The following is an 8,298-nucleotide window of genomic DNA, read 5'->3' as shown; positions in this document are numbered from 1 at the left end:
GAAGAGGCCGGCGGCCATGATGTTGCCGCCGTTGGTGCCGGGGACGTGGGCTCCGGCGGTGCCCTTGCCGGTTGCGTCGGGGGCCGATTGGGCTTGGCCTGAGGCTGGGGCGCTGCCGAGGCGGGCTACGCCGGGCGAGGCGGTGGTGTCCAGAGGGTTACGTTGCACGGCTGGGACCTCGGCCATGAGGGCGCCGGTGGGGTCGACCAAGCCATAGCCGTACTGGTCGTCGCGGCCGGGTACGCCACGGTCCTTTGCGGTTTTGATGATGCGGTTGATGACCTCGCCCGCCGACATCGTGGGCCAGCGGGAGCGGATCAGCGCGGCGGTGGCGGAGACCATCGGGGCTGCGAAGCTGGTGCCCTGCACCCGCCAGTAGCCGTCCGGGCGGGCTCCGACCAGCGCCGTTGCCGGAGCGGTGACGATGGTTTCCTTGCCGGTGATCGAGCCGGACCACAGAGCGTTTCCATCTTTCTCCATGCCGGCTACGGCGATGACGCCTGGCTCGCGGGCCGGGTACCAGACGTTGGTGGAGGTTGAGGCGCTGGCGTTGCCGGTGCAGGCGACCACGACGACGTCCTTGGCGAACGCGTAATCGAGCGCCGCGGCGAGGGCGGGGCTGCTGCCGTTGCCGCCCAGCGACAGGTTGATGACCCGGGCACCGTTGTCGACCGCCCAGCGCACGCCCTTGGCCACGATCATGGCGTCGTCGTAGCGGTTTTCGCGATCCAGGACCCGTACCGGAAGAATCTTGGCTTTGGGAGCGATTCCCACCACGCCGGCGTTGTCGTCGCTGCGACCGGCGATGAGGGCGGACACCGTGGTGCCGTGGCCGACCAGGTCGGTGTCCCCATCCCCTTCGCCGTCTACCAGGTCGAGGCCCTTGAGGACCTGGCCCTGCAGATCCACGTGGTCAGCGTCTACGCCGGAGTCGATCACGGCGACCGTGACGCCTTCTCCCTGGGAGTACGTCCACGCGCCGGCCACGTTGAGGGTCTTGAGATGCCACTGCTCGGCTCGGACCGAATCCCCTGCCAGCGGTTCGGTAACCACGGACCGGGCCAGCGGTGTGGTGGCCGGTGCGGCTAGCGCGGGAACTGCGGTCAGCGAAGCACAGAGGCAGGCCGCGGACGTTGCCGCGGCGATGCGGGCCGGTAGGTGCCTCAGCAACGGGCACCGCCGGGACACCGCGCGGAAGCGTCACGCCTAGCGCGGCGGGACGCCTTCGATGCTTCGCTCACGGCTCTCACTACGGTCGCGGCCATTCTCAAGCGGGACAGTTCTCGAGCACGACGGGGTCCCATGCGGGAGCGTCGATGGTGGGAGATTACTCCGAATCCGCACCTTGGTGCCCTGGTATGCCGATCCGGATCGCACTCCTGGTCCGTTTGCCCTGGTCAATGTGTCAGAAGGGGGGCAGATGGGACAGCTGGATGAGCCGCAAACCCTCCCGCCGGGTCACCAGGCGGCCCCGGCCGGGGGGCATCGGCGTCGGTCGGGCCTGGCCGATCAGCGCGCCCTCGTCCGGCGGGCCGCTCATCACCAGGCCGGGGGACGACAGCTCGCGCAGGCGCTGGATCACCGGGTCGTACATGGCCCGGCCGGCGCCACCGGCGCGGCGGGTGACGATCAGGTGCAGGCCGACGTCGCGGGCCTGGGGCAGATATTCCAGGATCGGCTGCAGCGGGTTGGTCGGGCCCGAGGCGATCAGGTCGTAGTCGTCGACCAGCACGAACAGCTCGGGGCCGTTCCACCAGGAGCGGTCACGCAACTGCTGAGCGGTGACGTCCGGGCCGGGCAGTCGGCGTTCCATGTAGCCGGCGACCGACTGCATCAACTCCAGCGTCTTCTGCGCTTGGATGCCGTAGCCGATGCGGTGCTCGGTCTCGGGCAGGTCCATCAGGCTGCGGCGATAGTCGACCAGGATGATGCGGGCCTCGGTCGGCTGGAAGCGGTGGGTGATCGTGGTGGCCAGGGCGCGCAGGAACGAGGACTTGCCGCACTCGGAGTCGCCGAACAGCAGGAAGTGCGGGTCGCTGGCGAAGTCGATGGAGACCGGCTGGAGGTCGGCCTCGGCGATGCCGATCGGCAGGCGCAGGCCGGTGGTCGCGGTGACATCGATGTTCGCGTACGGCAGGGAGTCGGGCAGCATCCGGACGCGGGGAGCCACCGGGCCGGTCCAGTTCGTGGCGATCATCTTGACCAGTTCGGCGGATTCGGCGTTGCTGAGCTCTGGGCGTACCGTCAGGAAATGTAGTGCTTTGTTCTTGTCGGTGGGGTGTTCGATGATGCCCCGGCCCGGCTTTTCCGGAACGTTCAGCGCGGCCCGGCGGTTGATCGAGGAGTCGGTCGGATCGCCGAGGCGCAGCTCCACCCGCGAGCCGAACAGGTCACGGATGGCCGGACGGTAATCCATCCACCGCGGCGCGCTGGACACGACGTGGATGCCGTAGGAAAGACCGCGCGTCGCAATGTCGGTGATGACGCCTTCCAGCTCCTCGTAGTCCTTACGCAGCGTGGTCCAGCCGTCCACCACGAGGAACACATCGCCGAACGGGTCTGCCTCGGCGCCCATCCCGACGCCGGTCTGCGCGGCCCGGCGCCGGCGGTAGGAGGCCATGGAGTCGACGCCGAGCTCACCGAAGTGCACCTCACGCTGCGACAAAAGCGTGGAAACCTCCCCGACGGTACGGCGAACGCCCACCGAATCGAGTCGCTGCGAAACACCACCGACGTGCGGTAGATCGCGCAGGACGCCCAGCGAGCCGCCACCGAAGTCGAGGCAGTAGACCTGCACCTCGGCCGGGGTGTGGGTCAGCGCCAGGCCCAGGATCAGCGAGCGCAGCGCCGTGGACTTGCCGGACTGGGCGCCACCGACCACGGCGACGTGCCCGGCACCCCCGGCGAGCTGCAGCCACATCACATCGCGGACCTGCTCGCGCGGCTTGTCGATGAGCGCGATCGGCACCTGCAGGGCGCCGTGCAGCTCCGGGTTGGCGAACGCCAGGCCCCGCGCCGGGTCGGTGAGCACCGGGCCGAGCAGCTCGTCAAGGGCGGCCGACTGGTTCAGCGGCGGCAGCCACACCTGGTGCGCAGGCGGGCCCTGGCCGTTGAGCCGGTCCACCATGACGTCCAGCAGGCTGTCGCCCTCGGCCAGGTCCTCCGGCTTGGGCTTGGCCGCCTTGACCGGCTTGGGCACCGGCACGAAGTGCGTCGAATACGACAGGACCTGCGGGGCCGCGCCGTCGCGGGAGGCCCCGGCACCCCGGCTACCGGCCCGGCGGACAGCTCCGGAGACATACGCGGCCTTGAACCGTACGAGCGGCTCGGTCCCGAATTTCATGTAGCCATGGCCCGGCGCGCGGGGCAGCTCGTAGGCGTCGGGCACACCCAGCACGGCGCGAGATTCCAGAGCCGAGAAGGTCCGCAGACCGATGCGGTACGACAGGTGCGTGTCGAGCCCGCGCAGCCGGCCTTCCTCGAGTCGCTGGCTGGCCAGCAGCAGGTGAACCCCCAGCGAGCGGCCCAGTCGTCCGATCTGGACGAACAAGTCGATGAAGTCGGGCTTGGCCGAGAGCAGCTCGGAGAACTCGTCACAGACCACGAGCAGCGACGGCAGGGGTGGCAGCGCGGCACCCCCGGCGCGGGCCTTCTCGTAGTCCCGCAGGCTCGCATAGTTGCCCGCCTTGCGCAGCAGCTCCTGGCGCCGGATGAGTTCGCCGTCGATGGCGTCGACCATGCGGTCGACCAGCGGCAGCTCGTCAGCGAGGTTGGTGATGACCGCCGCGGTGTGCGGCAACCGGTCCAGCGACGAGAAGGTCGCGCCACCCTTGAAGTCGACGAGCACGAAGTTGAGCGCCTCGGACGAGTGCGTGGCGGCCAGGGCGAGCACCAGCGTCCGAAGAAGCTCGGACTTTCCCGAACCGGTGGCCCCGATCAGCAGACCGTGCGGGCCCATGCCGTCCTGAGCGGACTCCTTGAGGTCGAGCTCGATGGCCGATCCGTCGGCGCTCAACCCGATCGGCACCCGCAGCTTGTCGCGGTTGGGCCGGGGAAGCCAGGCCTGCGCCACGCTGAACGACTCCGGGTCACCGAGGTTGAGCAACTCGGCCAGCCCCATCTCGGTGGCCAGCGGCGTGTCGGTCGACTTGGACATGGCGGCCAGGCGTAGCGGGGACAGGCGCCGGGCGACGGCCTCGGCTTCCTGTTCGCTGAGCCGGTCCGGCTTGCCCACCTCGGCGGCGTGGTCCATCGCGAACGTGTGCAGCTCCCGAAGCTCGCCGGCGCCGCGCACCTCGAGCACCAGCAGCGACCGGTCGAGCATCCGGGGCGGCACCTCGTCGAGGTCGAGCACGGTGACCCCGTCAATGCCGTCGTCGAGCTGGGTGGCGCCCTTGAGGTCGGCGCCGTCGAGCACGATCACCACGTGCGGGCTGGACACCGTGATGCCGGCCGGGTTGAACCGTGGCCGGTTGCCGATCACGTCCTCGAGCAGCTTCTCCAGGTCCTCGCCGGCGCTGGCGACCAGGCGGACCTGGCCCAGCCGGTCGGTCCGGGACGGGTGCAGGTTGTGCGGGAGCCACTTGATCCACTCCCACATCGCCCGGCGTTCGGGACCCGCGCACACCGCGATGAGCAGGTCGTCAGGGGCGTGGAAGACGGAAAGCTGGGTCAGTACGGCCCGGGTCAGCGCGCGGGCCTCGGCCTCGCCGCCGGTCCCGTTGCCGCGCAGGAACACCCGGGCGAAGCCGCGCAGCGACACCGCCACGGGCAAGTCGGGCACCACCGAGTAGGCGTCGAGGAAACGCCGCAACGCGCCGGCGGTCATCGGCTCAAGATCTTCGAGCGGCCGGGTCACCGGCGGGATCAGCGGGGTGGCCAGGGTCTGCGGCCCCACGGCCAGGCGGACCACGCCGAAGTCGGGGTCGGTGGGACGTCGCTCCCACACCCGGTGGCTGCTCGCGGTCGACCACAACTGTCCAGGGTCGGGGTGCCGGTAGTAGAGACCGGTCCGCTGCCGGCTCGCGGTGTCGCGTACGCGGCGGCGCAGGCCGGCGAGGTGGCGCAGGTATTCGCGGCGAGCGGCCATCATCTCGGCCTTCTTGGGCGTGCCGCCGCCACCGAACGAGGTGGCGAGCATCGCCAGCGAGGAGACGCCGAACAGCCCGCCGATCACATAGGACATCGAGCCGCCGCCGCCCCGGCCCATCATCATCGCCATGGCGACCGAGCCGCCGAGCATCGGCAGCACCATGAAGGCCTGCTGCCAGCGGCCCCCGACGGCCTGCGGGATCTCGGGCGGCGCCTCAACGGCGAGCTCGCCGTCCGGGATCTCCGGCGCCGGACGACGTGCCGCTCGCTTGATCACCACCGTGCTCATACCGGTCCTATCCCTTTCGTCCGCTGCGATGGCCTTACGGCGCAATGTCCACCCAGGCCTATGGCGGCTCCCCGTCGCCGGCGTCCGCAGCCGGGCACCGCGCAGGGCTCAGGATAGGTAAAGTCCCTCAGGTTCCGCAGCCTCGTCACCATCGATGGGAAATAGGGCATGCCGAAGGTGGCCTGCCGGAGGAAGGCAAAGCATGTCCGTTGGACTCGCTCGCGTGACGATCAGCGCGCCGCAGAGGCGGGTTGACGTCGCCCTACCCGAGCACGTTCCGCTGGCCGAACTGCTGCCCGAGGTGCTCCGGCATGCCGGCGAGGGCCTGGCCGACGACGGGGAACGGCACGGCGGCTGGGTGCTCCGGCGTACCGACGGTGTGGCCCTGGCCACTGCGCAAGGCTTGTTCCCGCAGGGCGTGCGCGACGGCGAGGTGCTGCACCTGGTGCCCGCTCGCGACGCATGGCCGGAACTCGAATACGACGACGTGGTCGAGGCCATCGCCGACGGAGCCCGGCGCCGGGGCACGGTCTGGTCGCCCGCCTCCACCCGCACGGCGACCTTGGCCGGGGCGGCTGTGCTGCTGTCGCTGGGTTTGCTCGCGGTGCTGGCTGCCGGGCCGGCGTGGGACGGCGCGGCCTTCGTGGGGCTCGGCGTGGGACTGCTGCTCTCGCTGGCGGGCATTACCGCATCCCGGGCGTACGGTGACGCGCGCGCGGGTGCAGCTCTGGGTGGACTGGCATTGCCGTACGCGTTCGCGGGCGGTGCTGTGCTGGTGACCCAGGGGGCGGCCGACCGGGCCGGGGCCTTCCCGCTGCTGGCTTGGCTGGGCGGCCCCGAGCTGCTCGCCGGCTCGATCGCGTTGCTGCTGCTCGCGGCTCTGGGCGGCGTTGGGGTGGCGGCCTCCCTGCGGGTCTTCGCGGCCGGTGTGATGGCCGGCGTGCTCGGTGCGGTGGCCGCGCTGATCAGCTTCCTGACCTCGGCGGCCGGCGCGGCGGCGGTGCTGATCTCGATCCTGGTCTGCGGAATCGGCGCGCTGCCCCTGCTGGCGATTCGCTTCGGCAAGATGCCCACCCCGCCGGTCACGCTGCCAACCGGCGCCGAAGCCGAGCAGACCTTCACCGGTGCCCGCAACACCGGCTTGGACGCCGCCCGCGAGCGGCCCGACCGGGCCCGGGTCTTCGCCGCAGTCAGCCGCACCGAGGAGCTGCTCACCGGCATGCTGTGGGGCCACGCACTGCTCGCGGCGGGGGCGTTCGTGGTGCTGGCATCCTCCGGCGGGCTGGCTGCCCAACTGCTCATGGGCGTGGCCGGGGCGGCGCTGCTGCTGCGGTCCCGGCTGTTCGTGACGCTGCGCCAGCGGGTGCCGCTGATCGCCGCCGGGTTGTTCGGGCTGTTCGCGCTTGGCGTGGACATCCTGTGGAAGGCGAACTCGGCGACGCTGATCGGGGTGAGCGTGGCCGGGCTGCTGCTCGCCATGGCGACGGTGGCGGCGGGGGCGACGTGGTCGCGGCGGGCGCCTTCGCCGTACCTGGGTCGCGCGGCCGACCTGCTGGACAGCCTCGCGGTGATCTCGGTGATTCCGGTGGCGTGCTCGGTGGTGGGGCTCTACGGGCTGGTCAGTTCGATCAGCATCGCCTGAGCCGCACAGCATCGCCTGAGCCGCACAGTGGCGCTCGGGGTGGCGCAGTGTCGCCTGGGGTGGCGCAGTGTCGCCTGGGGTGGCGCAGTGTCGCCTGGGGTGGTGCAGTGTCGCCTGGGGTGGTGCAGTCCCGCGCGGAGGGGCACAGCGAAGACGAAGGCCGGGCGTGGTGCCCGGCCTTGCTCTGTGCCGATTGGTGCTTGCTTGCCGATTGGTGCCGGCGGTCAGGCCTCTTCGGTTTTCTCGTGGGCGCGCTCGACCAGGTCGACGGGGTCGGCGTGCTGGAGATGCTCGCCGTGACCGGCGGCCTCAGCGGCCTCGGCACGCTTGAAGGACGCGCGGATCTCCTCCTCGGCCTCCATGCGGCCGGTCCAGGTGGCACCCTCGACGGACTTGCCCGGCTCGAGGTCCTTGTAGACCGTGAAGAAGTGCTGGATCTCCATGCGGTCGAACTCGGCCACGTGGTGGATGTCGCGCAGGTGCTCCTGGCGCGGGTCCTCGTAGGGCACGCAGAGGACCTTGTCGTCGCGGCCCTTCTCGTCGCTCATCCGGTACATGCCGATGGCCCGCGCGCGGATCAGGCAGCCCGGGAAGGTCGGCTCCTGGATGAGGACCAGGGCGTCCAGCGGGTCGCCGTCCTGACCGAGGGTGCCCTCGATGAAGCCGTAGTCGGCCGGATACTGCGTCGAGGTGAAGAGCGTCCTGTCGAGCCGGATGCGGCCGGTCTTGTGGTCGACCTCGTACTTGTTGCGGTGACCCTTGGGGATCTCAACCAAAACGTCGAAATCCATCTGTCGCTCCTCTGTTCGCCCGGCCTGAGAACCGGCTGATGCCAGAGCGACGGGGCGCGGCCAGCAGCCCGCCAGATCCGTGCGCACCGGTGTGCCGGATGTTTGTAGTCTCCCCTAAGTCTGCCGCTACGTACTGAGGAGGGCCGCGTGGGGAGGCAAGATTCACAGAACACTCCTGAGTACGACGGCGTGTCAGCAAGCAAGAACGCTGAATCTCGGGTAGGGCCTGGCGAATTGCCGGATAATGCGCCGGTTTCGCCGCGCCCTCCCGGTACTACGTATGGGCGAGCTTCGGTGCCGTTAAACCTCGGAAACCCGACGCAGGCCGATCCGGGTGCTCCGGCTGCCTCGGCCTCGTCGGCGGCTTCGGCCTCTTCGGCTGCGGAGCCGGGGGTCGCTCCTTCGGGGTCGGTCGTTCGGCCTGCTCAGCCTGGCTTCGGCCAGGTGCCGGGCGCGGCGGGGCAGCCGGGGGCGGGGCAGCCGGG

At 70.4% G+C, this 8,298-nt stretch carries 4 protein-coding genes; 1 reads left to right on the top strand and 3 read right to left on the bottom strand.

Annotation, left to right across the window (positions count from 1 at the left end; translation table 11 throughout):
• Together mycP and eccCa are read right to left on the bottom strand one after the other, a co-directional pair.
• The coding region (gene mycP, locus TFC3_RS31325; protein WP_082772634.1) for a type VII secretion-associated serine protease mycosin at positions 1 to 1,170 on the bottom strand (1,170 nt) is incomplete at its 3' end.
• 235 nt (positions 1,171 to 1,405) lie between these two features.
• Entirely contained in the window at positions 1,406 to 5,380 is a 3,975-nt protein-coding gene (gene eccCa / locus TFC3_RS31320) for a type VII secretion protein EccCa (protein ID WP_067509188.1), read from the bottom strand.
• Positions 5,381 to 5,582: 202 nt separating this feature from the next.
• Here eccCa and eccD point away from each other — a divergent pair, with 202 nt between their 5' ends.
• Positions 5,583 to 7,022: a type VII secretion integral membrane protein EccD gene (gene eccD / locus TFC3_RS31315; RefSeq protein WP_067509186.1), complete on the top strand. Its 1,440-nt coding sequence runs from the start codon at positions 5,583 to 5,585 to the stop codon at positions 7,020 to 7,022.
• Between the two features lie 224 nt (positions 7,023 to 7,246).
• On the opposite strand, the gene TFC3_RS31310 is transcribed toward eccD, so the two are convergent.
• Positions 7,247 to 7,813 (bottom strand): inorganic diphosphatase, encoded by a 567-nt coding sequence (locus TFC3_RS31310; RefSeq protein WP_173745417.1) that lies wholly within the window; start codon positions 7,811 to 7,813, stop codon positions 7,247 to 7,249.
• Between the last annotated feature and the right edge of the window lie 485 nt (positions 7,814 to 8,298).

Source organism: Actinoplanes sp. TFC3 (assembly GCF_001553785.1).
In the GTDB taxonomy this organism is placed as follows: Bacteria; Actinomycetota; Actinomycetes; order Mycobacteriales; family Micromonosporaceae; genus Actinoplanes.
This window is presented reverse-complemented; position numbering and strand designations above follow the sequence as displayed.